General features: G+C 42.1%; 19 protein-coding genes, 1 tRNA gene and 1 pseudogene. 3 read left to right on the forward strand and 18 right to left on the reverse strand.

Features of this window, described 5'->3' with window-relative positions; all coding sequences use genetic code 11:
* Window positions 1-5: 5 nt before the first annotated feature.
* Window positions 6-1,568 carry a Fic family protein gene (locus DC498_RS17280; protein ID WP_116875414.1) on the reverse strand — a complete coding sequence of 521 codons (1,563 nt, stop codon included), beginning with the start codon at window positions 1,566-1,568 and terminating at the stop codon, window positions 6-8.
* 216 nt (window positions 1,569-1,784) lie between these two features.
* Between DC498_RS17280 and DC498_RS26815 the strand changes: the two are divergent.
* Window positions 1,785-2,714 (forward strand): annotated as a pseudogene (locus DC498_RS26815) (recombinase family protein); the annotation flags it as partial.
* A 580-nt stretch (window positions 2,715-3,294) separates the two neighbouring features.
* Here the strand turns inward: DC498_RS26815 and DC498_RS17290 are convergent.
* Window positions 3,295-3,370 (reverse strand) — tRNA-Lys (locus DC498_RS17290).
* Between the two features lie 210 nt (window positions 3,371-3,580).
* On the opposite strand from DC498_RS17290, the gene DC498_RS17295 reads away from it, so the two are divergent.
* Together DC498_RS17295 and DC498_RS17300 are read left to right on the forward strand one after the other, a co-directional pair.
* Window positions 3,581-4,399, forward strand: a complete 819-nt coding sequence (locus tag DC498_RS17295) for an SAM hydrolase/SAM-dependent halogenase family protein (protein WP_165813878.1) — start codon at window positions 3,581-3,583, stop codon at window positions 4,397-4,399.
* Between the two features lie 15 nt (window positions 4,400-4,414).
* Window positions 4,415-4,636 (forward strand): DUF2905 domain-containing protein, encoded by a 222-nt coding sequence (locus tag DC498_RS17300; protein ID WP_116875416.1) that lies wholly within the window; start codon window positions 4,415-4,417, stop codon window positions 4,634-4,636.
* A gap of 10 nt (window positions 4,637-4,646) precedes the next feature.
* Here DC498_RS17300 and DC498_RS26210 read toward each other — a convergent pair whose 3' ends face one another.
* The 16 genes from DC498_RS26210 to nuoI form a co-directional block, all read right to left on the reverse strand.
* Window positions 4,647-4,805 carry a hypothetical protein gene (locus DC498_RS26210; protein ID WP_165813879.1) on the reverse strand — a complete coding sequence of 53 codons (159 nt, stop codon included), beginning with the start codon at window positions 4,803-4,805 and terminating at the stop codon, window positions 4,647-4,649.
* A gap of 325 nt (window positions 4,806-5,130) precedes the next feature.
* Entirely contained in the window at window positions 5,131-5,451 is a 321-nt protein-coding gene (locus tag DC498_RS26455; RefSeq protein ID WP_206197668.1) for a family 16 glycosylhydrolase, read from the reverse strand.
* 12 nt (window positions 5,452-5,463) lie between these two features.
* Complete coding sequence (locus DC498_RS17310; protein ID WP_206197669.1) at window positions 5,464-6,444, reverse strand: hypothetical protein; 981 nt, start codon at window positions 6,442-6,444, stop codon at window positions 5,464-5,466.
* A 110-nt stretch (window positions 6,445-6,554) separates the two neighbouring features.
* Window positions 6,555-7,469: a metallophosphoesterase family protein gene (locus tag DC498_RS17315; protein ID WP_116875418.1), complete on the reverse strand. Its 915-nt coding sequence runs from the start codon at window positions 7,467-7,469 to the stop codon at window positions 6,555-6,557.
* A gap of 73 nt (window positions 7,470-7,542) precedes the next feature.
* Window positions 7,543-9,348 (reverse strand): RagB/SusD family nutrient uptake outer membrane protein, encoded by a 1,806-nt coding sequence (locus DC498_RS17320; protein ID WP_116875475.1) that lies wholly within the window; start codon window positions 9,346-9,348, stop codon window positions 7,543-7,545.
* A 108-nt stretch (window positions 9,349-9,456) separates the two neighbouring features.
* Window positions 9,457-12,879, reverse strand: coding sequence for a TonB-dependent receptor (locus DC498_RS17325; RefSeq protein ID WP_116875476.1), 3,423 nt, complete (start codon window positions 12,877-12,879; stop codon window positions 9,457-9,459).
* 228 nt (window positions 12,880-13,107) lie between these two features.
* Window positions 13,108-14,229, reverse strand: a complete 1,122-nt coding sequence (locus tag DC498_RS17330) for a FecR family protein (protein ID WP_116875419.1) — start codon at window positions 14,227-14,229, stop codon at window positions 13,108-13,110.
* 79 nt (window positions 14,230-14,308) lie between these two features.
* Window positions 14,309-14,872 (reverse strand): RNA polymerase sigma-70 factor, encoded by a 564-nt coding sequence (locus DC498_RS17335; RefSeq protein ID WP_116875420.1) that lies wholly within the window; start codon window positions 14,870-14,872, stop codon window positions 14,309-14,311.
* A 177-nt stretch (window positions 14,873-15,049) separates the two neighbouring features.
* The gene (locus tag DC498_RS17340; protein ID WP_116875421.1) at window positions 15,050-16,516 is read right to left on the reverse strand and encodes a glycine--tRNA ligase; all 1,467 of its coding nucleotides are present in this window, start codon (window positions 16,514-16,516) and stop codon (window positions 15,050-15,052) included.
* Window positions 16,517-16,594: 78 nt separating this feature from the next.
* Complete coding sequence (locus tag DC498_RS17345; protein ID WP_116875422.1) at window positions 16,595-17,875, reverse strand: ABC transporter permease; 1,281 nt, start codon at window positions 17,873-17,875, stop codon at window positions 16,595-16,597.
* Between the two features lie 117 nt (window positions 17,876-17,992).
* Window positions 17,993-19,363 (reverse strand): NADH-quinone oxidoreductase subunit N, encoded by a 1,371-nt coding sequence (locus DC498_RS17350; protein WP_116875423.1) that lies wholly within the window; start codon window positions 19,361-19,363, stop codon window positions 17,993-17,995.
* 197 nt (window positions 19,364-19,560) lie between these two features.
* Window positions 19,561-21,042 (reverse strand): complex I subunit 4 family protein, encoded by a 1,482-nt coding sequence (locus tag DC498_RS17355; RefSeq protein WP_116875424.1) that lies wholly within the window; start codon window positions 21,040-21,042, stop codon window positions 19,561-19,563.
* Window positions 21,043-21,045: 3 nt separating this feature from the next.
* Window positions 21,046-22,938 carry an NADH-quinone oxidoreductase subunit L gene (nuoL, locus tag DC498_RS17360; protein ID WP_116875425.1) on the reverse strand — a complete coding sequence of 631 codons (1,893 nt, stop codon included), beginning with the start codon at window positions 22,936-22,938 and terminating at the stop codon, window positions 21,046-21,048.
* A gap of 45 nt (window positions 22,939-22,983) precedes the next feature.
* Window positions 22,984-23,319, reverse strand: coding sequence for an NADH-quinone oxidoreductase subunit NuoK (gene nuoK / locus DC498_RS17365; protein ID WP_116875426.1), 336 nt, complete (start codon window positions 23,317-23,319; stop codon window positions 22,984-22,986).
* A 26-nt stretch (window positions 23,320-23,345) separates the two neighbouring features.
* Window positions 23,346-23,897 (reverse strand): NADH-quinone oxidoreductase subunit J family protein, encoded by a 552-nt coding sequence (locus tag DC498_RS17370; RefSeq protein ID WP_240628040.1) that lies wholly within the window; start codon window positions 23,895-23,897, stop codon window positions 23,346-23,348.
* Entirely contained in the window at window positions 23,869-24,426 is a 558-nt protein-coding gene (gene nuoI / locus DC498_RS17375) for an NADH-quinone oxidoreductase subunit NuoI (protein ID WP_116875427.1), read from the reverse strand. The genes DC498_RS17370 and nuoI overlap by 29 nt, the downstream gene beginning before the upstream one ends.
* Window positions 24,427-24,503 lie beyond the last annotated feature (77 nt).

The raw sequence follows: 24,503 nt of genomic DNA on the forward strand, positions 1-24,503 counted from the left end.
CCGTTCTACTTAGCGTCGGGCAACTTAGCAACTATTTTTCCTTTTAACCGCTCGTTGACCAGATAAGCAAGGAAAGTGGCAAACGAAGTTATATCCTGTCCTACACTTGCCTGCTCCAATGCCTTCATATATTCAGTTCTCCTTTCCACAGGTATAACCGTCCACGGGTATCCACCGGAAGCCAACATTGCATTCATCAGAAACCGTCCTATTCGTCCGTTACCATCCATGTACGGATGGATAAAAACAAAAATGAAATGACCCAATACTGCCCTGACCGATGGCTCCGGTTCTTCTTCCAATAGTTCAAACAGAACGGGCATGGCATCTCTCATAGCATCCACGTTCAGAGGAACGTGTTTGGAGTTCCCGATATATACCTGATGGTTTCGATACCCTGCAAGGTCCGCCGCTTTTAATAGCCCGGCGGTAACGCTTGGGTCGAATAGTTGCCTGTACCATTTTGAGTGATCTTTATCCACCTGCTTTCCTGAATTGGCTCCCTTCAGTATTGCTGTGATGGTTTCCTTCACCTGCAGAAAGGCTTGGTAGTAGCCTCTGGCAGCCATAGCATCCCTTTGCTTGCGATCTTCCTCATGCGCCTTACTGTTCCACTGACCGCTGCTTACTCTTTCGATAAGTTCCGGTGTCACCCGATACCGTTCTATCGAGAGGGAGTGATAGGCATCTGTTATGTAAATGTCGTCAACGTCCTTCAGGTAGGCTTGTGAATCATCGGGTATGCCGGGAGCTTTTGGAAAGCTGGAAATAATAATCTCACGCATCTGCTGCCACATGAGCCTGATGCGATTGGCGTAGGGAGAGCGTTCACGGGAGGATAGATTAAGGTTCAGTTTGGTTTCAAAAGGATCTTCTTCCCGTATATCGTAATCTGCCTGCTTAACAGTATCAACAATCTGGTCAGCTATTTTATCCCTGTTAATATTTCTAAAAGCGCCTGCCAATCTTCCCGCAAATGTGGTGTGACCGTTTTCCAAAAGGATAGGTAGTACCTCCGAAGCATCTCTTATCAACGTAAGGGCTGTGCGGGCATCTATGGCATTCCTTGTATAAATGCTCGGTGAACTGTAAACCAAAGCAGCCGGCAGATTGTACATCCTGATTCCATTGGTTACGATGGTTTGATCCGCTGGGGGAATACCAGTCCTTAAATTGAACAGAGACGTGTTATGCGGTAAGGGCGTAGGGTTATTATTTCCTTGTGGCGAACGTATCATCAACTGTTGAGGTACTGCGCTGTTTCCCGCATGGATAAGCAGCGACTGGTCTGCTGACAAGCACCAGTCATCGCCAAATTTGTGATTCAGAAACTTTACAATAAATTCCCAATAGGAACTGTACCAGGACGTGGTTTCACCTTCCTTTTCAGCAGGATCGGTAGGTATGTACCATCCCTTTGTCACCTCACGGATAAAGCCGTTTTTAAGCAGTATCTCCCTGTATTTCCTGTTAGGCATTTCATCGGTATGGATACCGACTACACCGTTATCCTGTAATTCTTTCAGGAATTTAAGCGATTCTACCAATCTTTCGCGAGGTGTGGCCATATCGAATAGTTTGAATTTATGCGGTTAATAGGCTATTGTGTGCCTGTTATGTTATTAAACAGGGGCGTTCAATTCCTATTAAACCTTGTCGGTTTTCTAATATTAAACAAAGATGTAGTAAATTTAGTAAACTTTGACGTGATAATACTATTAAATATTGCTCATTTTCATTTTTTCTTCTTATCTTTACATAGTACCACACTTAATTTTTTAGTTATGAAAATAGCAGACCTTTATGTACGGGTAAGTACGGATGAACAGGCTGATAAAGGCTATTCGCAACGTGACCAGGAGGAACGTTTGCGGAAATACTGTGAAATCAACAATATGCGGGTTAGGAAAGTGATCTTGGAAGACCATTCGGCTAAGACTTTCAAACGACCGGCTTGGACAGGGCTACTGGGTGATTTAAGGAAACACAAAGGACATACCGACCTTATCCTGTTTACGAAATGGGACAGGTTTAGCCGTAATGCAGGAGATGCGTACCAAATGATCAGTACCCTTCGGCGGTTAGGTATCGAGCCACAGGCGGTAGAACAACCGCTTGACCTCTCCATTCCGGAAAACAAAATGATGCTGGCGTTTTACCTCGCTGCACCGGAGGTAGAGAATGACCGGAGAGCGTTAAATGTGTTTCATGGGATGCGCAGGGCTAAGAAAGAAGGTCGCTGGATGGGAACTGCCCCCATTGGTTATGCCAACAAGGTTAATGAGAACGGTAAGAAATATATTGCCCCGAAAGAAATTCAGGGTGATTTAATGAAGTGGGCGTTTGAAGAACTATCTCGCGGTAAGCTCAATACTGAACAGGTATGGAAAAAAGCAAAAGAAAAAGGATTAAAGTGCAGCAAGAATAACTTTTGGGTTGCCATACGAAACCCGATATACTGCGGATTGATATTTGTTCCCAAATACAAAGAAGAAGAAAGTCTCTTGGCAAAGGGGCAACATGAACCTTTGATCTCTGAAGCGCTATTCTATGATGTTCAGGATGTATTGGATGGACGCAAACGGATTTTGGGAACAAAAGTTACAGCCGATGACAGCATTCCATTGAGAGGCTTCCTGATCTGTCCAAAATGCGGAAGGATGTTGACAGCCAGTGCATCAAAAGGGAGAACACAATATTACCATTACTATCATTGCAGTTCTGCTTGTGGTGTTCGTTACAAAGCAAAAGACACGAACGATAAAATGTATGACGAGATCAAAAAATATGTTTGGCCGCTTTCAAGACTTGAAATATGCAAAGACGTAATTACGTCAACATATAAGTCAAAAGAACGTGGAGAAAGAGATGAACAAAAAGATTTAAAGGTACAATTGCAGGAGGTAAACAACCGAGTTGTAAAAGCAAGAGAACTGCTTTTGTGCGGTGATATTGAAGGCGATGATTATCGGGCTATCAAATCTGAATGTGAGGAAAAGATCAATCGGCTGGAAGCAAAATTAAAGGCCGCTGTAAATTTCCAAACAACGGTAGAGCCTTTATGGAACAAGGCGTTTAGCAACATCGCACAGCTTGAAACATTGTATAGAGAAGGTACAGTAGAAGTAAAGCGAAAGATAGTTGGTTCGATGTTCCCTGAAAATCTCGTATTCGACGGTTGCCAACATCGAACCAAAAGATTGAATGAAATCATCAACATTATATCCTTAATAGACAAGGAATTGAAGCCCAAAAAAAATGGGACAAGTCGTTTGAATTTTGACTTGTCCCATATGGTGATCCCGCTGGGACTCGAACCCAGGACCCTAACATTAAAAGTGTTATGCTCTACCAACTGAGCTACGGAATCATCCGCTTAAAAGTGTGTCACTTGCATGACCTGCTTTTTTGGGAGTGCAAAAATAAGGGAAAAAGACATCCGAGCAAACTTTTAAAAAAAAGCTTTGATTTTTTCTTTCCAGGTATTTTTTTCTGCTGTGCTCCCATTTATATTCAATCGTTTATATTACCATCTTACTCTCTTATTTTTGCAGGAATATACTTACTATCTTCATTGCGGATGCCCTTAATAACATTTACATCAGACATAGGACAAAAGGATTACCTCGTTGGCGCCATTAAAGGGCAACTGATGCAAGAGGTCAGGGACTGTACCATTGTTGATATCAGCCACGAGCTAACGCCATTTAACTATCCGCAGGCTGCTTATGTTTGCCGCAATGCCATAAAAAATTTTCCCGATTTTTCTTTCCATATTGTGCATGTAAATCTGTTTGAAAATAAGAATGAGCAATTGCTGCTGGCTTTTTATAACGGGCAATATATTTTATGTGCAGACAATGGACTGCTCACAATGATTGCAGAAGGTAAACCTGAATTGGTAATTGGGTTACGAATGGAAAAAAACGTTGCTAAAAACGCTTTGTATATAACCCGTGTTTTTGCTAAAGCTGTTCAACATATTGTTGATGGAGGAAGTTTACAAACAATAGGAAATGCAGATATAGAAATAGTAGAAAAAAATCCATTGATGCCCCTGTTGGGCGAAAACTGGATTGAAGGCCAGATCATTTTTATAGATCATTTCGAGAATGTAGTAGTTAACATCACCCGGGAGGCGTTTGAACGGCAAAGGAATGGCCGGAACTTTTCCATTGCATTTAAGCGTGATGAAGTAATTGATAAAATAAGTGAAACATACGCCGATGTTGAGGAAGGAGACAAGCTTGCCTTATTTAACTCCGCAGGTTATCTTGAAATCGCCATCAACAAAGGAAATGCTGCGGGTTTGCTTGGTCTGCAGGGATACTCTGTAAAGCAATCTGCCCATTTGCAAAACAGGCTTTTTTATCAAACCATTAAAATATATTTTCAGTAATGAATGTTATGCCGTATGAGTGCTGAAACAGGAAAATATATTATAGTAGCCGGAGTGTTCATTATTGTTGCCGGCATAACTATTTATTTTTTTCACGATAAGCTGCATTGGATTGGCCGCCTGCCAGGAGATATCCGCATTGAGAAGGAAAACTTCCGTTTTTATTTCCCCGTTACCACCATGATCCTCTTAAGTATTTTAATTTCACTGCTGTTATGGCTGCTGAGGAAACTGTAATGTTGTTGTGTTACTCTACAACCAGCTTTTGCACCAGTATGCCGGTAGCAAATTCTGCCTGCAATACATACACACAGGCGGGCAGGGCGGTTGTATAAAGCGGTATCGCGGTATTACTGATATTCGCCTGGCGCCACTGCTGCACTATCTGCCCATAACTATTGATCAATTTAAAACTGCCGACGCCGTAAAGTTCACTGCATCTGTGCTGCGCTCAGTGGTGAAAATTTTGCTGTCCGATTCTACAGCGGTAGCCCAGGTGAGCAGGATGGACTGCTCCCGGGGGATGCCGTGAAATGGATCAGCCGGACGGGCAGTACATTATCTTCTGTTGTTACAAAAAACCGGTGTACCACCACATCACTTCGGCAAGAAAGCTTACTTCCCAGCGGCAGCCAGGGTAATGACCATGCTGAAAAATACGCAAAAGCTGTTTCCCCCCAAATTCCCCCGAACTCGCTATTTCCCGCCACCTGGCCAGGTAAACATACTGTTCAATTTTTTGTCCGGGATTTAATACAACCACCCTTTGTATTATTTTTACCAACGTTTGCGGTTAACATTCCATCTCCTTCCCAGGGAGAAACAGTTCCGCCATCCTCGAAACCCGGGTTGGGCAATTCATTGCCATTTTTTAATGGCCATTGATAATAGCGGATATAATCCACTTCCATATTAACCGTACCGCCGCCGCCATAGCTGCCAAGCAGCACATTCATGCAATGATTGGGTGAGTATACCTGGTGCTTATCAGTATATGCTTTGATAAGCGTGCCATTGATATAATGTTTTATAGAAGTGGGCGTCCATAGCATACCATGTACCACTCAGTTATCAATATGCTGATAACCTTCCGCGATATGCGTGGCCAGGTTGCGTTGAAACTTACCATTGGTATCTACATGCCCGTGCAGCACAAACTGCGCATTCAGGTATTCAAATACATCTATTTCAAACACCTGTCCTTTAGGCCGTATGCCCTGTACACCATCCAGAGTAGCGTCCTGCTCAAGATAATATTTTAAATCTGGACCCGGGGAATCAAACCAGAAAGCAGTGTTAAGACCCCGTGGTTTGCCGGTGCTGCTTCTCTTTACTTTTACTTCAAAATAACCGCCGCGGCTGTTGTCTAATAAAAGCTCATTTTTACTCCAGTCATAGGTTTGGATGGAAGATATTTTCTTATTGTTTTTTACATCGTATACTTCCTGCGGTAGCGAGTCGTTGGTAAACAGGTTAATGGTTTTCCCGTTAAGTATATAAGCAGGCTGCGGAAGACTGTCTGCTTTCATTTTGCTGAAGTTGATCTTATATAAATAATCAATGCCGGAATAATAATTAGTGAACCATTTATTCCTGTTCAGTAATGCATCGTTAAACTCGTCCTGCCAGTAAATCTGCATGCCTTCAGGCACCGCGGCAGAGCTGGGATTGGTTTGCAGTTCCTTTAGCTCTTCGGTATCCGGCACCCATTCTTTTTGTGTAGTTACGCTGCCGGTTAATGAAGTCATTGCCTTACCTGCCGCTATGGGTTCTATCCATATATAATACAAAGTTTCAGGCTGCACATCCTGTATATAAAACCTGTTTTCATCCCCTCCTGCCGTAGCCGCGGGCGTTGCCGGTTTTTTGTCATTTGCAGCCCAATAAATCCTGTATTCCCCAGCGCCCGGAACATCATCCCATATTATGCGTATCCAGTTGCGCGTGCCTGATAAATAAAGGGACGGTGCCGGCTCATTGCTTTGCTTCATTCCTGTAAGCAACAGTACGATCAGCATAAATGATATAAGGTATAGTGGTTTCATTTTGGGGGAGTATTTGCTTTACTTGCGGGTGGCAGTAATTTCGGTATCTTAATAGATACACAGGTTTTTAATAGCTGATAACTGAATAATGATAGCTGATAGCTAATTGCTTATTCTTCCACCTTAGCAACAATATACTCATTCTCCACCGCCCCGTTTTCATACAGCTTTATGATAGCATACCCGGGCGGTGTCTCCTGGTAATAATAAGGCTGCGCGGATTTTTCATTTCCCTTACCCCACCAAAAACCGCTCATGGCGCCATTGCAAAAATAATCCACGCCATTGTACCATGCCCTGTCGAGTAAATGCTGATGGCCGCTTAAGCAAACTTTTACTTTATCCCTATGTTTGTAAAACAATTGCTTCAGCTCTTTATGATCTTTATGCTGACCGCCTTCCCAGGTACCCGTAACCGTTAGTATGGGGTAATGCGACATCAGTAATACAAAATGACCTTGCGGCACTTTATCTAATTCTTTCTTCAACCATTCCGTTTGCGCTTCACCCAACGCAATGCCTTTGTAATTGCCATCAAGGATGATAAAATGCCAGTTCTTTTTTGTAAAGCTGTAATAGTTATGCGGGATGCCCAGCCGTTTTACCGTATAAGGAATACCATACATTTCATCGTCTTTTGAGGGTGCTGACCACCACGGATCATGATTGCCGATACAGCTGTATACTTCATATCCTTTCAGCGACTGCATGCATTCATCCCATACCGCCCATTGTTCGGTTACTCTTGCGCGTTGTACATTATCATACGAAGCATCGTGAATAGAATCGCCGCCATTCAAAAAGAAATCGACCTTATGCTGCTTCACCATTTCCAGGCATTTTTTAAACCGCCCGGGTACATTTTCATCCGGCCGGATATGCACATCTGTGATGTGCGCAACCGTAAGTACCGGTTTTTTAGATTGATCTTTACTGCCTGCAACCGGCGTCGCCTGTATGCCTGATGCTCCTGCAACACCTGCTGCCGCGAGCGATGCGTTGCGAAGAAAAATTCTTCTTTTCATGAGTATATTTTCATGTAAAAAATAACCGGCGAGATAAAGATATATCCCACCGGTATTTTTGCATCCCGTTTTTTTATTCCCAACCTGCCGGCTGGGTTAATTTTTTATTGCTTAGCATTACCTGTGAAGCAGGTATCGGGAAATAATAATATTTAGGTTCAACAAAATTGCGGGGCTGCGCCACATCTTTGGCAAACATAACAGTGCCCGATGTTCCGTTAGACAAAATAAAAGCTCCGTCAGAAAGATAATATTTCACAATTTTTTCTTTTACATCGGCGGGTAAACCCACTATCGGGCTTTCGTCATCTTTAGATTGAAGAATGGCTATATCGGCTACACCGTCACCGGTTACATCCAGTCCGCCCAGCGCAGGCACATACATGCCACCAGGATTTTGTGCCAGAAGCGACCCGGCTTTCCAGCGATACAGGTCATCCAGGCGGAACCCTTCACAAGCCAGCTCCACCCTGCGCTCACGGCGTATTTCAAGTATAACACCTTTATTTGCCCCCGTAACCAATGGATATTTACCGGCAAGGTAGGCATCAGGCGTACCATTTGCGGCTGCCAGGTCCAATGCAGGCATTCCTACTCTTGTTCTCAGCTTGTTGATGGTTGCGTCTATATCTCCCTGGTTCAGCGTTCCTGATTCTGCCTTTGCCTCAACATTTGTGAGTAATACTTCTGCATACCTGAAAATGGGCAGATCTGTATAGTTTAAAACCCAACCGCCTCTCAAAGCCGGATCACGCGGGTAAAACTTTACCTGTAAATAACCGCCAAAATTAGGGCGGGTAAGGTAAGGATTGCCACCCGGTGTTGTTACAAATCCCGGCGTCATGATCGTTTCAGCCAAACGCGGATCACGATTGGTAAACAGGTTTACAAAAGTTTTTGTTTCATATCCTGCCTGGGAGGTGAACGGTGTACCATCCGTCATTAAAAACTCATTTGCCAGGCTGGAGCTTAAAGCCCATTGCCAGTCTAACACAACGTGGGTATTATTGGCAATGCCCTGTTCTTTATTATTTTTCTGGAGAAAGATCACTTCTTTATTTGCGGAAAGATCATTGCTTTCGAATAATGCCCGGTATCCGGCAGCCCCGGTGCCGGTAATTTGAAAACCACCGTTATCCATTATTTCCTGTGAGGCGGATACAGCACGCTGAAGAAAAGTTTGTGCCGAAGATTCCAGCCCCAGCTCGTTATGGTATTTGCGGTAGGTTCCTTCGTGCAATGCAACCCTTGCCAGCAATGTTAACGCGCCCCATTTGGTTACATATGTATTGTTGGTACGTGCAGGTAATACATTCGCTGCCGCATATTCCAGGTCAGCCATTATTGAATCCATCACCGCAGTACGTGGATCTTTGGCCTTTTGCAACATATCTTCTTCTTTATTGCCCAGCACACGCGAATACCAGGGAACATCGCCGTAACGCTTTACCATATTAAAGTAGAAGTTGGCCCTGAAAAAACGTGCCACACCAATGTAATGATTGATGACAACCTGGTCTCCTGTGGTTTTGCCAACATTATCCAGCATAAAATTGATGTTGCGCAACATACCCCAGGTGCCTTGATCCCAGCCTTTGGTATTGCCCGGGGTTACACCTCCGCGAATGAGATTATCTATCTCGCTGCTGCCGGTATAAATGGAGATGTTATCGGAAAATTTATCTGCCGCCTCTACATCAGCCCATATAGCACGAAGCTGCTGGGTATACAAACCATTAGTATAGGTTTCCAGGTCGGCTGTTGTATTAAAAAAGTCGTTGCCGGTAATAGCCGTTGCGGGTGTGCGCTGTAAAAAATCTTTTTTACACGAAACACCCAGTAGAGCGACTACTAAAAATATATATGAAATTCGTTTCATCAGTTGATTTTTTATTTTTTTAATTTGACCTGATGTCTCTTCGCACAGACATTTCTTTATATGAGAAATATGTATTTTGCTCCATTTCATCTTAAAGAAATTAATGCATTAAAAATTCAGGTTTAAACCAAAAGAGTAAGTGCGCTGGAAAGGATATGCCGCCTGCGGCCTGTTACCGTCACCCAACGATTCCGGGTCAAGCTTTACTTTTAAATGCGTTATTTCAAAAACATTTTCCGCACTAAAGTAAAAACGAACTTTGGCCAGCTTTAACCTTTGCAATACAGACTTAGGCAAAGCATAGCCGATTGTTACGTTTTTAACGCGCATATAAGCGCCGTTCTGCATATATCGCGAATTGGGTTTTGCCAGGGGTGATAATGCATCTTCTGCTGTATACGCACGTACGGCAGGAAAATATGTATTTGGATTTTCCGGTGTCCAGTGATCCATATTTAACGTGTTTATATTGGTCCAAGGCTGCGCGTAAATACCCCAGAAGTAAATATTTGAGTTACCGGGATACCAGTCTCTCTTACCAATACCCTGCATAAATACACGCAGGTCAATTCCTTTCCAGCCGGCAGAAAGATCAATGCCATAAGGATAACGCGGGCTCTTGTTACCAACGATATGCATATCGCCGGGATTATCTACCGTTCTGTCTCCATAATTGATCACACCGTCTTTGTTAAGATCAACAAACTTAAGATCGCCGGGATAGAAATTATACCCCTGGTCATCTTCACCAAAATCGCGTTGGTTAGGCGAGTTTGCTATTTCCTGCTCATCTTTAAAATAACCGGCAATTTCAGCGCCCCATATTTCACCTATTTCTCTTCCTTCGTAATAGTTGCCGTAAGTATTACCAAGGTATTTTGTAGGATTGTCATACTTGGTAACCCATGAGCGGTTGTCTGCTAAAGTAAAGGTAAGGTTATACCAGAATGGAGAACCTGCGAGGGTTGTATTGTCTCTCCAGTTCAAACGCAACTCCCAACCTTTGGTTTTCAAATCCCCGTTATTTTCTGTGGGTGCATCTGCGCCATACACAGCAGGAAGCTCCTGTCCGGGTATCAGCATGTCTCTTGTATAGCGGGTATATTTATCAAAATTCAGGTTAAACCTGTTTTTAAACATAGAAAGATCAACACCAAAGTTCACACTGGCAATGCTTTCCCAGCTAAAGTTATCCGATACCGGTTTGGGGCTGCCCACAATGGTAGGCCTGCCTGACCCTAATATGATATTACCCTGGCCGGTAACAGGTAAAATAGGCAGATAAGGGTAAGTGTCAAAATAAGGGAAATCCCTGTTATTAATAAATGTCTGGTTACCCAGGCTTCCTACGGAAGCTCTCAGCTTAAACACATCAAGGGAAAGTGCATTGCTGATACCTTTAAAAAAGTTTTCATCAGATACTACCCAACCCACAGATGCAGAAGGGAAGAATCCCCATCTCTTGCCTTCAGGGAAACGTGATGAGCCATCATACCGCCCGTTAAGCTCAAGAAGATACTTTTCCTTGAAATTATACCCCAGGCGATAGAACAGCCCCTGTACCGCCCAGTCTTTTATCTGCTCGCTCATCGTCATAGTACCGGTGCTTAAATCTATGGAAGGCAGCGAGGGAGAGATCAGCCCGTTTTTTCTTGCAGAAAAATAAGCGTTATTGTAGTACTCGCTGTTAAAGCCAACAAGCGCCTGCAAAAAATGGTCTCCAAAGTTTTTATGGAAATCAGTGTATATATTATATACGTTGTATCTTGTGGTAGTGTTCTGATCCTGCGCCCAGGTATTAGAGAAAGTATATTGTGGCGCCAGGTTCGGACCTGCTTTATATGCCACAGGTATATCGTAAGAGCGTATTACATTGGACCCTCTTCTGAAGGTAGCTTCCGCGTTAAAATCCCACACATCTTTAATCAAAGCCGCTTTTGCAGAGAACGTAGTAACGTATTCGTTGAGCTTATCCCTGCGTCTTCCTCCCTCCTGTAATGCTCCCAGCACCGGAGCGCCTGCCGCGGTCCAGCTTCCATCCGGATTTTTAGGAACATCTAATGAATTGGTGCGGTTTACATTCCAGAAGAAATCCCCGTCTAAGAAAACCGGGGCTTCATAGTCGGTGCTGGTGAGCTGTGTATTATTAGAAATTTTCAGCCAGTTGGTTATATCAAAGTCTACTTTACCTCTCAGGTTGTAACGGTTAAAAATATCGTTACCGTATTTCAGTAAACCATCCTGGCGGTAATAATCCCCGGAAAGATAATAGCTTAGTTTCTCCGTCCGTTTTGAAATGCTGATATTGGTATTATAGGTAGGCGCTGAATTGTTATAAGCTTCTTTCAACCAGTTTGTAGCACCGGTATATACCCAGTTGTTACCATTGTCAGCAAGGACAACAGCGGGTAAGGAAGGATCTTGTGAACGTTGTTTTGCATACTCCCTTACTGATTCCGGGTATAGGTTGTAGAGCGGTTTTCCCGCTTCTGTTTTCATTTCCATCACCGTATACGGATCGGTAACCAGTTCAGGCATTTTACCGATGGTACGATAGCCCACCATTCCGTTCACCGCTACATTCAGCTTGTTACCTTTTGCCTTTTTGGTGGTGATCAATACCACACCAAAAGCACCACGTGCGCCATATATGGCTGAAGCGGCAGCATCTTTCAATACTGAAACAGTTTCTACATCATTCGGGTTAATACGTGCTACCTCATCCATGCTGTAAGGAATATTATCCACAAGAATTAACGGATCGCCACCATTGATGCTTGTAAAGCCGCGGATATTAAAAGCAGGATTGGTGGTGGCTCTGCCGTTAGAGCTTGTTATGTTCAGGTTAGGTATCAATCCCTGTAAACCGGAACCTAAATTGGCTATAGGCCTGCTTTCGAGCTGCCTGGCGGTTACCATATCTACCGCACCGGTAAGATTTACTTTTTTCTGCGTGCCGAAACCTACAACTACAACTTCGTCAAGATTTTTATCGCCGGGTGTTAACTGTATATTGATGATCTCATCTTTTTTTACACTTACCTCTTTTGTAATATAACCGATAAAAGAAATTTCAAGTACGCTGTTGTCCGGAACTTCAATAGTAAATGTCCCATCTGCACCGGTAGATACCCCGGAAGTGCTGCCTTTAAGACGAATGCTTACTCCCTGCAATGGCTGGCCGTTCTCATCTGCGATAGTGCCTTTTACAATACGGCTGTTAAGCTCTTTGGCAGCAGCGCTTAATACAACAAGATTATCATTGAGTATACGATATCTTAAACTAGTATTGCTTAATACGGTATTAAGCACTGTTTGTATAGACGCTTTTGTTACATCCAGGTTGATTTTAGTATCCTTAGGCAATTGTGCATCTTCATATAAAAACCTGTAATCGGTTTGCCTTTGTATAATGTTGAACAGTTTTTTAAGTTCAACATTCTTCACGGAAATGCTTATATCGCTCTGCGAATAGCCGGTGGCAGAAGCCTGGAGACATACTACAATTAAAAAGATTGCAGTTAATTTCATGATAATAAGCAGTTTGAGAAATTTTGGACAAGTACCCCCCGCTGATGGGAATACAATCAGTTTTTTCATAATTTTACTAATCTTAAGTTTAAAGAATGGGTATATGCTACCTGCCAGGGATCGCTATACCTTTTTACGTTAAGTATCAAAGGAGAGATGTAACAGCATCTCTCTTTTTTTGTCAGGGATGAATCTCTTTTTTCAAGCCATATGCAGTTTGGGTTTTGGTTATTTAATATATACCGTATTTCCTTTTATTTCGAATTGAAAACTATTGGTGAATTGTAATCCCTGCAGCGCTGTTGTTATATCTTCTTTTTTAAATGCCCCTGAAAAGTTCTTGTTTGCCAGTTCGTTGTTTTGCAGCACTATTTCCACATTATACCATTTCTCCATTTTGCTGATCACCTCGGTAAAAACTTCGTTATCAAAAACCAGTTCGTTCTGCACCCATGATATTTCAGGAATGACATTGTACCGGCTGCCGTCCAGTTGCTGTATGTGATAAAGGTTATGTTTTACTGAAGCTTTTTCCGGCTTTGGCGATTCAGCAACGACAACATTCGTTGTATCTGCATCAGCCACATCGAGCACAATTTTTTCATTGGGCTTCAGTAATATTTTTCTTTCCGGGTCTTTATTGGTTGTCAGCTCTACCGCCCCGCGTATAAGTGAAGTTTCTACCCGGTTATTATCAGGATAGCTCCTCACATTGAAGGCGGTACCCTTCACCCAGATATTTACATTTTTAGCATGTACTACCATCGGTGCATCCGCGTTATGGGCTACATCAAAGAAAGCTTCGCCAATCAGCACTACTTCTCTTTTATCTATGCCAAAATCCGCATTATAGGCAATGCGGCTATCGCTGTTCAGCCAAACAATTGTTCCATCCGGCAGCACGGTTTTTGACCGGGTGCCGGGCATGGTATTCATTTCATTGGTATTTGTATCAGTTGCTGCTACCTGTTTTTGCTCCGGGCTGGTATGCCGTAAAAAATATACAGCAGCCAGCGTAATAAATACCAGGCCTGCCGCTGCTACCATCCATTTTTTATACATAGAAAAAACAGAAGGGCGTGCCGGAGATGCTTCAGGCGCAGTATTGCTTACAAAATCTTCCGGGAACTGTTCGCCAAGCTTTGACTGAAGCTTATTCCATTGGGACTTCTTTTGGTCAGCACTGCGCTCCGGCTTTACGGGATGTTCAAAGAAATTGGTATACAGTTCTGCCTTATAAGCCATCTCCGGGTCATCATTCAGCAGTTCCTGCAGCGCTCTCAACTCGTCAAGTGTCGCTTCACCTGAGAGTTTTCGTGAAATTAAATGCCAGATATGGTTATTTATCATACAATCCGATAGGTATACTTACCTGAAGGATCCGGAAATAGAAAGAATCCCCTAAAACAACTCAGAAAAAAATTGAAAATTATTTTTCAAGCAAAAAAGAAAGGGATTGAGTGATTTTTTTTGCCGCGATAGCCATCTGGGCATCAATGGTTTTTACGGAAATGTTCAAAACCTGGGCTATTTCTTTATACTTTAAGCCATCCTCACGCACCAGCTTAAAAATAAGCCGGCATTTGGGCGGCAGGTTCTCTACTGCCTGGTGTATGTATTTTAATACCTCTTTTGAAACCATCAGGTCTTCCGGGCTACGGGATGTTGCAGCTATATTATTCAGGAGAAGATCATTAAGGTTAAAATCTTCTACCTGCTTATTTCGTGTAAGGTGCTTTATGCAAAGGTTTTTTACAGAAACATAGAGATAGACTTTCAGGTTATCAATTTCCAGCAGGCGGCTCCTGTTGCGCCATACGTTTACAAATGTGTCAGACACGATTTCTTCCGCAACAGCTTCATCTTTCACAAAGCAAACAGCGAGATTGAACAATGCATCGTTATAATGAAAAAACACTTTTTCATAAGCAGCCTCATCATTGAATAATGCCACCCGCTCTACCCAATACTGTATCTGCAGTTCGTTTTGCATGCCGCAACAAATTAGTATTTCAACCCAACTTGAGACAGCAATATAGATTATGTTTTCCTTAAATCATATGATTAAACAAATGCAAACGATTTCGTTGTTTTTAGTACACCGTATTTTTCAATGTATTGCCTGTTTACAGGTTTAAAATCATTAAAGCGAGATGTTTTCGCTTCCAAACTACCTTATCTTCTCCTTTACCAATGCCCGTAAATCTGAAATGGCAATACGCTCCTGCTGCATGGTATCACGGTAACGTATAGTAACTGTTTGGTCTTCTTTTGTTTGATGATCAACTGTTATACAAAAAGGTGTTCCTATAGCATCCATTCTGCGGTAGCGTTTACCTATCGCGTCTTTTTCTTCATAAAAGCAATAGAAATCTTCACGGCAGTCATTCATTATTGCTCTTGCTATTTCAGGCAACCCGTCTTTTTTGGTTAACGGAAGAATAGCCAGTTTTATAGGAGCAAGCTTTGCAGGAATACGGAGCACGGTACGCGTTTCTGCAGCCCCGTCTTCCCTAGGAATAACTTCTTCGTCATACGCCTGTGATAAGATCAGCAGGAACATACGGTCTAAGCCGATTGAAGTTTCAATTACATACGGCACATAATTGCCATAAGGCTTACCGGTTGTTTCATCAATATCATTATCAAAATACTGCAGTTTCTTTTTACTGTATACCTGGTGCTGGCTCAGGTCATAATCACTGCGGCTATGAATTCCTTCCACTTCTTTAAAGCCGATAGGGAATTCGAATTCAATATCACAGGCTTCCTTGGCATAATGCGCCAGTTTTACGTGATCGTGGTAGCGGTATTTTTCAGCAGGAATACCTAAGCTGAGATGCCATTGCAGCCTTGCTTCTTTCCAGTATTTATACCAGTCTCCTTCTGTGCCGGGGCGGATAAAGAACTGCATTTCCATCTGCTCAAATTCACGCATACGGAAGATGAACTGGCGCGCTACAATTTCATTGCGGAATGCTTTTCCTGTTTGAGCAATACCAAAAGGCACTTTCATTCTGGCCGTTTTCTGCACATTCAAAAAGTTCACGAAAATACCCTGCGCGGTTTCGGGGCGCAGGTAAACAATATTCTCGTCTTCATTTACTTCTGCGGCAACGGCACCGAATTCTGTTTTAAACATCAGGTTAAACTGGCGAACATCTGTCCAGTTAGCAGTACCGCTGATGCTGCATTTTATTTTATTGTCTTCAATTAATTTTTTCAATCCTGCAAAATCTTCTGCTGCAAGTAATTTATCCATTGCGGCTATTAACACATTTCCTTCTTCTTTGGATAATGTTTCTACATGCGCTTCAATCAGATGATCTACCCGGTATCTTTTTTTGCTGTCTTTATTATCAATCATCGGGTCGCTGAAATTATCCACATGGCCGGATGCCTTCCATGTAGTGGGATGCATAAATATAGCGGCATCAACACCTACAATATTTTCGTGTAGTTGTGTCATGCTTTTCCACCAGTAGTCGCGTATATTTTTTTTCAGTTCACTACCCCAGGGACCGTAATCGTATACGGCGCTTAGTCCATCATAAATTTCGCTGCTGGGAAATACAAAGCCATATTCTTTTGCGTGGGCAATAATCGCCTGGAACCTGTTATTATCTTGAGTTGCCATAAGGGCGCAAAGATAGGAGATATGGGGAAAATTTGATAAAGCGGAAATTAGCAGTCAGGTATCATGTATCAGCTCTCACTACTCATATCGTAATGCCACAATAGGGTCAAGTTTTGAAGCCTTCCATGCAGGGTATATTCCGGCTGCCAGCCCTACGGCCGAGCAGATAACGATGGCTATACCAATTAAACCCCATGGGATAAAAAAATGTACTTTCATAAGCATCCCTATAAGGTTCCCGGCAATTATACCGAGTATAATGCCGATAACAGCCCCCATAAGACTGATCAGTATAGACTCAAACAAGAACTGCTGACGGATATTTTTTTTCTTGCCGCCCAATGCCTTTATCAGTCCTACTTCTTTTGTTCGCTCAGTAACTGCTACCAGCATAATATTCATGAGCCCTATTGCTGCACCAAATAATGTAATAAAGCCTATACCGCCTGCAGCCATTGATATATTGCCTAACAGGCTGATAAAAGTTTGGGCAAGCGCATCACTTTTATCTATGTAGAAATTGCTTTGCTCTTTTACATTCAGATTCCTGATAACACGAAAATCGCCCTCGGCTTCACCGATAGCATCTTCCAGTTGTGTTACATTATTAACCTGCACACCTATGTAAAATGAAGCATTGGAAACATCAAACAAACGTCTTAATGCATTATATGTAGTGAATACAACGTTATCTGCCCGCAAAAAAGAACTGCTGCCTTTACTTTTAAGCACACCGATTATACGGAATTTATTTGTTCCTACCCGTATAATATGATCGAGCGCCCGTTCAACTTTTTCACCAAAGAATTTATACGCTACATCATAGCCCAATACACAAACATTACGACCGGTTTCTACATCAAGCTTATTAAAATCACGTCCATACATTACCTCATAACCATTCAATGCAAAATAATTTTCATCGCCGCCTGACACACGAACATTGGGATTTGTTTTCTTGCCCTCATAAAAAACGGTCTGATTACCAACACCGCTTAAGCCTATGCTTACCCTGGCAGGATAGTTGTACCTTTCTTTAAAAGTTTTTGCCTGTTCATATGTAATTAGCCGGCCTGTATTGGATTTTTTTACTTTCTTGTTACTGCTGCTGGTTGTTTTGGTTACATTTCCGCCGCCATCGCCAATCCTTATCTGCCGCTCGCGAAAACGTATGCTGAAAGAGTTCGCGCCCATTGTTGCAAAACTTTCTGATAAGCTGGCATTCATTGCCTGTATAGCTGTAATAATACCGACCAGTGCCCATATACCTAGGGCCATAATAGCAACAGTAATACCGGTACGCAGTTTGTTACCCTTTACGGTTTTATATGCTAAAGAAAGTGAGTCTCCCAGCGTCATGCAGCAACTGAATTTGGTCTAAAATTAAGGATTAATAAGTTTGTGATGTATAGTTTGTGATGTATGGTTACAAGTTACATAAAACAACAAACTTCAAACCCGAAACTCAAAGCTTGTTTAATACAACGCCTTAGTAAGTAAACTCGGGAACATGCCCAGTACTATAACCAGCATAGCCGTAAAGAGCAAAGTATATTTAAACACAGCAGATACAGGCTTTGCTTCAGCATTGCCTTCTTTAAAATACATGGCTTGTATAACGCGGAAATAGTAATAAGCACTGATAGCTGCCATTAACACCGCAAAAATGACCAGCCAGGTTTGATGCCCGTTTTTTACAGCGCCTATCAGCATATAATATTTAGCAAAAAAGCCTGCGGTTAAAGGAATGCCGGTTAGTGATAAGAGGAAAATAGTATTCATCAACGCGAGGAAAGGTTGTGTTTTTCCAAGCCCGTTAAATCCTTCAAGAGAATAATCCTTCATTTTTATTACCACCGCAAAGCTGCCTATGGTAGCCAGGGAATATGCCGCGGCGTATAATATCAATCCTTCTTTAGCAAATGTGTTTAAAGAAAATACAGCCAGCAGCATAAACCCTGCCTGCGCTATACTGGAATAAGACAGCATCCGTTTTACGCTTTGCTGAAAAACAGCGGTAATATTCCCGATAAATAAAGTAGCGGCAGTAATAAGCGCTACCAGTATCTGCCATTGTGCGTGTACTTTACCAAAGGCATTATCAAATAAACGCAGAAAGGCTACAAAAGAAGCCACTTTTACTATAGTAGCCATAAACGATGTAACCACAGTTGGAGACCCATCATATACATCAGGCGTCCAGAAATGAAATGGCGCAGCACTTACTTTAAACGACATGGAGATAAGTAACAGCACCAATCCAATAGCGATCATCGGGCTGAATCCCGCAGTGGCAACATTAATGCCATCAATATAAAAGGTTCCTGAAGCACCGTACAGGAAAGCAATGCCCATCAGCATAATACCTGAAGAAAATGCGCCCATCAAAAAATATTTCAATGATGCTTCATTACTCTTTAGGTTCTTTTTATCGCTTCCTGCCAGTATGTATAATGGTATTGAAATGATTTCTATACCGAGGAAAAGCATCAGTAATGTGTTGAAATATGTTACAAGACCAATACCAGACAGTATAAAAAAGATCAGTGCATAGTATTCAAAAGTATCATTACCTGTTTCTTCAAATTCAGCCGCATTTAAAATAAAATAAATTAATGTGCAGAAGAAAACTACACCGGTAAACACCTGTCCGAATGCCGAGAACTTCAGCATGCCGCGTATGTCGGCGTCTAAATAAAGCACAGCATTATATTCAAGATAACTAACAATAAGCAAAGCAATAATGCCCGTAATAGCAACAGGAGCCGCGGCTTTTTTATTTTTCAAAAAAATACCGCTGAACATCATTACTACACCCCATAATGCCGATAATATTAATGCGATCATAATCTTCTAAATGCCTCTTAAATTATTAATAGTGATTTTTAGCTGATAGCTGTCAGTCGTCAGCTATCAGCTTTCAGATTGTAACAACCTTACTATACACTGTTTCTTATATCATCTGCTTACACCCTATGCCTTATACCTTCCAAGCCTATACCCTATACCTTCCACCTTATCACTTACCTCTCAACACTATCTCCTCACAGCCCATGTACCTTATTCATAAATGCACCTACTGTACTCATGGTAAGCTCGATCAATGGCTTTGGATACACGCCCAGCACAAATATGATAATTACTATAATGGACAAAGCCACTACAGCGCCCTTGTCTAACCTGGTTACGCCAGCTAATGGGTAATGCGCCCTTACAGGGCCATAAAACACTTTCTGTATCATATTAAGCGTATATACCGCTGCCAGTATAATACTGATCAGTGCTATAGCCGTTGTCCATTTACCGTAAGCAAACAACCCGTTAAACATCAGGAACTCTCCCACAAAAGCATTGGTTAACGGTAAAGCGATATTTGCCAGTGCTATGATCACCAGGAAAATAGTAAGCGTTGGTGAAGTATTGGCTAATCCGCCAAGCTCAGATATCTTTCTGGTGCCCCAGTATTTTTCAACCGCGTTTACCACTATCCACAATCCTATAATATTAATACCGTGGTTGAACATTTGTATCATCACCCCTTCCACACCACTTTCAGCACGCGCAAACACTGCGGCGCACATTAACCCGATATGCGCAATGGATGAATACGCCACCAGCCGTTTAAGATCATCCTGCATCCATGCAATACAGGATGCATATATCATTCCTGTTACCGCAAGCACAACTACAATATTGCTGAACATTTGTGTAGCATAAGGAAACACCGGCACCAGCCAGCGGATCAATGCAAACACACCCATTTTTACCATTATACCACTTAATATCATGGTAACGCCGGTTGGTGATTGCTCATATGCATCGGGCTGCCAGGTGTGAAATGGAAACACCGGCATTTTAATAGCAAAAGCTATAAAGAATAACCAGAAAGCGACTTTTTCTTTTCCGGGCGGAAGTTTGGCTTCCATAAAAGCACGCAAAGAAAATGTGCCTTCAGGAGTATGCAGGTACACATAAATAATACCAATAAGCAGCAGAAGCGATCCCGCAAAAGTGTAAACAAAGAATTTAAATGTTGCCTGTATACGCTTTTCCCCGCCCCATATGGATGATAAAAAATACACCGGTATAAGCGCCAGTTCCCAGAAGAAATAAAATACCAATGCGTCCATCGCACAAAACACACCCATCAACCCGGACTGCGTAAGCAGCATTAAACCGTAAAATGAATGGGGTTTTTTATAATCATTAGTATAGGTAGATAAGAAAACGAGCGGGAAAGAAACTGCCGTAAGCAAGCAAAGCATTCTTCCCATGCCATCATACATCAATGCAAAACTGCTGCCGAGGGATGGCATCCAGAAATAGCTTACATTATTAAAGTTGAAATATTTTTGATCGGTAAAGAACAGGCTTGCGGCAACTATACCCACAGTAATAAAGGAAGATGTGAGCGCCCATTTTTTTGCATGGTCACCTTTCTTTAATACAAAAGCTATTAACCCGCTGATCAAAGGAAACCAAAGCAGCAATTCCGGAAAAGTAAGTAATACGTCTTTAGGATTCATAGCTTATAAAACAAACAATTGAATAATGAATAAAGCCAACGCCGCCACAACCATAATTAAAATATAAGCGCCCACCTGCCCGCTCTGTAATAATCTTAACTGCCTGCTTCCGTAATTTACTATGCGGCCAACTCCGTTTACCACACCGTCAATACCAAGCTTTTCAACTATATTATTTAAGAAGGCAGAAATACCACGCAGGGGTTTTACAATTATAGCATCATACAACTCATCTATATACCACTTATTCTCCAGCACTTTTCCGAAGCTGGTTGCATCATTTAATTCAGGCTTTTTGCTGAACCTGCTTACCGCATATAAAATGGCGATAGCCGCTAATGCAACAGACGCACCCATCAGCATATATTCTGTATTATGATTTATATTGTGAGGATGCTGTAGTTTAACTGAACCTGCAAATATCGGCGCAAGAAAATGCTCGAGTTCATGACTGCCACCCAATACCGCCGGCACACCTACAAAACCAGATATTGCCGCGAGTATAGCAAGCACAATTAAGGGAATTGTCATTGCTTTAGGGCTTTCGTGCAAATGATGCTCCTGTTCATGCGTTCCCCTGAATTTTCCAAGGAAGGTTGTTGCATATAAACGGAACATATAAAATGCTGTCATCACAGCGCCGAGCACACCTATTACCCAGTATACTTTGCTTGCAGAAAACGCAGCTGCTAAAATTTCATCTTTTGAAAAGAAGCCGCTGAGTGGTGGTATACCTGCAATGGCTATACAACCAATAAGAAAAGTGATATGCGTAACAGGCAGTGCTTTTTTCAGTCCGCCCATTTTGCGGATATCCTGCTCATGGTGCATGGCATGTATTACAGAGCCGGCGCCGAGGAACAATAATGCTTTAAAGAAGGCATGCGTCATTACATGAAATACCGCGCCGGTGTATGCGCCAACACCCAAACCTAAAAACATATAACCCAACTGGCTAACGGTTGAATAAGCCAGCACTTTTTTAATATCATTTTGTTTGATGGCAATGGTTGCTGCAAGAATAGCTGTTGCCAAACCAATAACTGCAACCACGCCTTGTGTTGTTGGTGCGAGTGTATATAAAATATTGCTCCGCGCTATCATGTAAATACCTGCGGTAACCATCGTTGCCGCATGGATAAGCGCAGATACAGGGGTTGGACCGGCCATCGCATCAGGTAACCAGGTATACAAAGGTATTTGCGCGCTTTTACCGGTTGCGCCAAGAAACAATAATAAGGTTATGCCTACCAGCACCGCATCATTCATTTTCATGCCGGATGCTTTTGAAAACACATCAGCAAAATTCAGCGAACCAAATTGTTGAATGATCCAGAAAGCTGCAAGCAAAAAGCCAAAATCACCAATACGGTTCATGATGAAAGCCTTTTTTGCAGCATTGGTATAATCATTGTTTTTAAACCAGTAACCAATCAATAAATAAGAGCAAAGCCCTACACCTTCCCAACCAATGAACATGATGAGATAATTGGCACCAAGCACCAGTAACAACATGGAGAATACAAACAGGTTGAGATATGCGAAATACCTGGCATAATGATCGCTGCTTTCTTCATGCATATACGCTGTGGAGTATACATGTATCAAAAAGCCAACACCTGTTATTATTAATAAAAATATAGATGACAACTGGTCTACCTGGAAAGCAAATGGAATATCCAGCTTACCAACAGTAATAAAATCAAACAGTTTTACTACGCCTGTATGCCCTGCTTTTACATCAAAAAACAATACAAGGCTTACTATAAAAGAGGCTAATATTACGCCGCTACCGATAATGCCGGTAAGCGATTTGGAAATACTTTTCCTCCCCAACCCGTTGATCAGAAATCCTATCAAAGGAAACAAAGGAACCAGGTAAACTAATTTACTCATATCAGGTATATAGCACGCAGCCCGGGCAATTGCCTGGTTTGCGTATTAATGTTTTAATCTGTTCAAAAAACTTGCGTCTATCGAATGTGTATTGCGATACATCATTACTATGATAGCCAATCCAACACTTACTTCCGCCGCTGCCACTACCATTATAAAAAATACAAACAATTGCCCGTCTGTTCCTGCAGTGGTGGCCGGATCAATAACAGATGCGGCGAGATAATGCATTTTAGAGAAGGCAACCAGCAAAAGGTTAACTGCGTTAAACATTAACTCGATGCACATAAAAATGATGATCACATTGCGGCGCGTTAACACACCGATAATGCCGATGCAGAACAAAGCGACAGATAAAAATATATAATGATTGATGGTCATAATCTTTTGCTTTCGGCTGCTCAAAGCTATTTCTTCCCGATCACCACTGCCCCTACCATAGCGCTTAAAAAAAGCACACTGCTTATTTCAAAAGGCAGCACATAATCTTTAAACAATACTGTTCCCAAATTATTGATCAAACCGATTTTACCGGTATTTAATAATACTTCCTGTTGCATGGTGCCGGTGTCTTTTAATGCTGCTATCAGCACCAGCAAAAGACTGCAGCCTGAAATAACGCCTGCGAATTTCAGCCATTTGTTTTTTAATGGAGAAGATATATCATTCAGGTTCATCATCATCACCACAAAAAGAAACAATACCATGATGGCGCCCGCATATACTATAATGTTTACAATAGCAAGAAACTGGGCATTGAGCAATACATAATGCCCGGAAATAGAAAAGAATGTTACAATAAGCCAGAGAATACTATGTACGGGATTTTTGCTGAATACAACCATCAGCGCACTTCCCAGTGCCATTACCGTAAGAAACCAAAAAAGCATTTGTGTAATTCCCATTATAGTAGTCGTTCGTTTGGTTATATCAGGACTTTGATTTTTTCTTTTTTTCAATCAACCCTTTCGCCTCTTTATATTCTTCCGGTTTTGTTACAGGGTCGGGGATCAATAAATCAGGTTTACCGTAAATGAAACTTTTACGGCTGTAGTTTGCCGGTGCAAAAGTTTCACTTAAATAAACTGCATCTTTAGGACAAGCTTCTTCACACAATCCGCAAAAAATGCAGCGCAGCATATTTATTTCGTATCGTGCCGCGTACTTTTCTTCCCTGTATAAATTTTCTTCGCCGGGTAACCGTTCTGCAGCTTCCATTGTAATGGCTTCTGCAGGGCAGGCCACCGCGCATAAACCACAGGCAGTGCAGCGCTCACGTCCCTCTTCATCGCGGTTCAATACATGCAATCCACGAAACACAGGGCTGAAAGGTCTTGTTTGTTCGGGATACTGTATAGTAACTTTCTTCTTAAAAATATGACTGAATGTAATGAGCATCCCCTTGAAGATATTCCACACGTATATCTTCTCCAGCCAGCTTAACGGACTCCTGTCAACCGATTTCGCTCTTTGTGTTAATGACTGCATATTTACTTTTTATTTCTTCTTTGAAGAAATGGTATAAAAAAGTTGCACAAAAGTATTTTTATCATTCATACAACCCA

This window comes from Terrimonas sp., assembly GCF_003075435.1.
Taxonomy (GTDB): Bacteria; Bacteroidota; Bacteroidia; order Chitinophagales; family Chitinophagaceae; genus Agriterribacter.